This window comes from Acidovorax sp. KPB24-07, from assembly GCF_057543315.1.
Genome location: NZ_BAAJYS010000520.1, coordinates 1 through 1970, shown reverse-complemented (window position 1 = coordinate 1970; position 1970 = coordinate 1). Strand labels below are relative to the sequence as shown.

Sequence of the window (1970 nt, the reverse complement as noted above, 5' to 3'; positions counted from 1 at the left end):
TGATCCGGCCGGCCGGGGTGTAGTAAAAGCCTGTTGGCGCCGAGGCGCGCGCCGCCGGCCGATCCACCCCGCCGATCCGATGCCGCCGCGCGCCCCTCGCCTTCCGTCCCGCCCCTGGTCTGTTCCTATCCGGAGAATCCGCCCATGCTGAACCGTCGCACCGTCCTCGCCACCGGCGCCCTGGCCACCGTGCCGCTCGCCGCGCCCCTGCAGGCGCTGGCCCAGGGCAAGAAGGACGCCGTCACCCTCGCCATGACGCTGGAGCCCCCGGGGCTGGACCCGACGGCCGGCGCGGCCTCGTCCATCGGCGAGATCACGCTGTACAACGTGTTCGAGCCGCTCACCAAGATCAACGCGGACGGCAGCGTCTCGCCGCTGCTGGCCGAAAGCTGGGAGGTCTCGCCCGACCTCAAGACCTACACCTTCAAGCTGCGCGGGAACGTCAAGTTCCACAACGGCGCGCCGTTCAACGCGGCGGCCGTCAAGTTCTCGTTCGAGCGCGCGGCGGGCGACAAGAGCACCAACAAGGACAAGCGCACCTTCGCCAACCTCACCACGCAGGTGGTGGACGACCTCACGGTGGTGGTGATCAACAAGGACATTGACCCCGACCTGCTCTTCCTGCTGGGCCAGGCCACCGCCGTCATCGTGGAGCCGGGCAGCGCCGACACCAACGCCACCAAGCCCGTCGGCACGGGGCCGTACCGGCTCGAATCGTGGAGCAAGGGCGCCTCGGTCACGCTGGCGCGCTGGGACGGCTACCGCACGGCGAACGCGATGCACATCCGCCGCGCGACCTTCCGCTTCATCTCGGACCCGGCCGCGCAGGTGGCGGCCCTGATGGCGGGGGACGTGGACGCGTTCCCGCGCGTCACGCCGCGCAGCGTGGCGCAGTTCAAGGCCAACCCGCGTTTTCAGGTGATCGTGAGCGGCTCGCGCGCCAAGACCATCCTGGCCATCAACCAGCAGAAGAAGCCGCTGGACGACGTGCGGGTGCGCCGCGCCATCGCGGCCGCCATCGACCGCAAGGCCGTGATCCAGGGTGCCGGGGACGGCCTGGGCGTGCCGATCGGCAGCCACTACGTGCCGGGCGCCTTCGGCTACCTGGACACCACGGGCATCAACCCCTTCGACCCCGAAAAGGCGAAGAAGCTGCTGGCCGAGGCCGGCGTGAAGACGCCGCTGGAGCTGACCATGACGCTGCCGCCCACGCCCTACGCGCGTCAGGGCGGCGAGGTCATCGCGGCGCAGCTGGCCAAGGTGGGCATCGTCGCCAAGCTGCAGAACGTGGAGTGGGCGCAGTGGCTGAGCGGCACCTACGGCAACAAGAACTACGACCTCACCCTCATCTCGCACGTGGAGCCGTTCGACCTGGGCAACTTCGCCAAGCCCGACTACTACTGGGGCTACAACTCGCCCAAATTCAACGCGCTGTACGAGCAGATCAAGAACGCCGCCCGCCCCGCCGACCGGGCGCGCCTGCTGGGCGATGCGCAGCGCCTGCTGGCCGAGGATGCCGTGCATGCCTTCCTGTACCAGCCGCAATGGGTCACGGTGGCCAACAAGAACCTGCGCGGGCTGTGGAAGGACATGCCGATCTTCGTGAACGACCTGTCGGCGATGTCCTGGGCCTGAGCGTGAACGAGCCCGCCATGCCCCAGGCCGCCTCCACAACGCCCGCATCGTCCGCCTCATCCGCACTGCACGACCTGCCCGCCCACGCCCTGCTCGACGCCTACCGCAGCCGCCGCCTGTCCCCGGTGGAGGTCACGCAGTCGGTGCTGGACCACATCGCCCGGTGGGAGCCCCACCTGTGCGCCACCTACCTGCTGCGCCCCGAAGCGGCCCTGGAGCAGGCCCGCGCGAGCGAGGCGCGATGGCTGCGCAGCGCCCCGCAGGGCCTGCTGGACGGCGTGCCCGCCACCATCAAGGAAAACATCGCCACCGCGGGGCGACCCCACGCCGCTGGG

At 70.1% G+C, this 1970-nt stretch carries 1 protein-coding gene and 1 pseudogene; both read left to right on the top strand.

Going from position 1 to position 1970, the window contains the following annotated elements:
- The first annotated feature begins 144 nt into the window (after positions 1–144).
- Entirely contained in the window at positions 145–1635 is a 1491-nt protein-coding gene (locus tag AC27IQ_RS23360) for an ABC transporter substrate-binding protein (protein WP_487090978.1), read from the top strand.
- 17 nt (positions 1636–1652) lie between these two features.
- Positions 1653–1970 (top strand): annotated as a pseudogene (locus AC27IQ_RS23355) (amidase family protein); the annotation flags it as partial.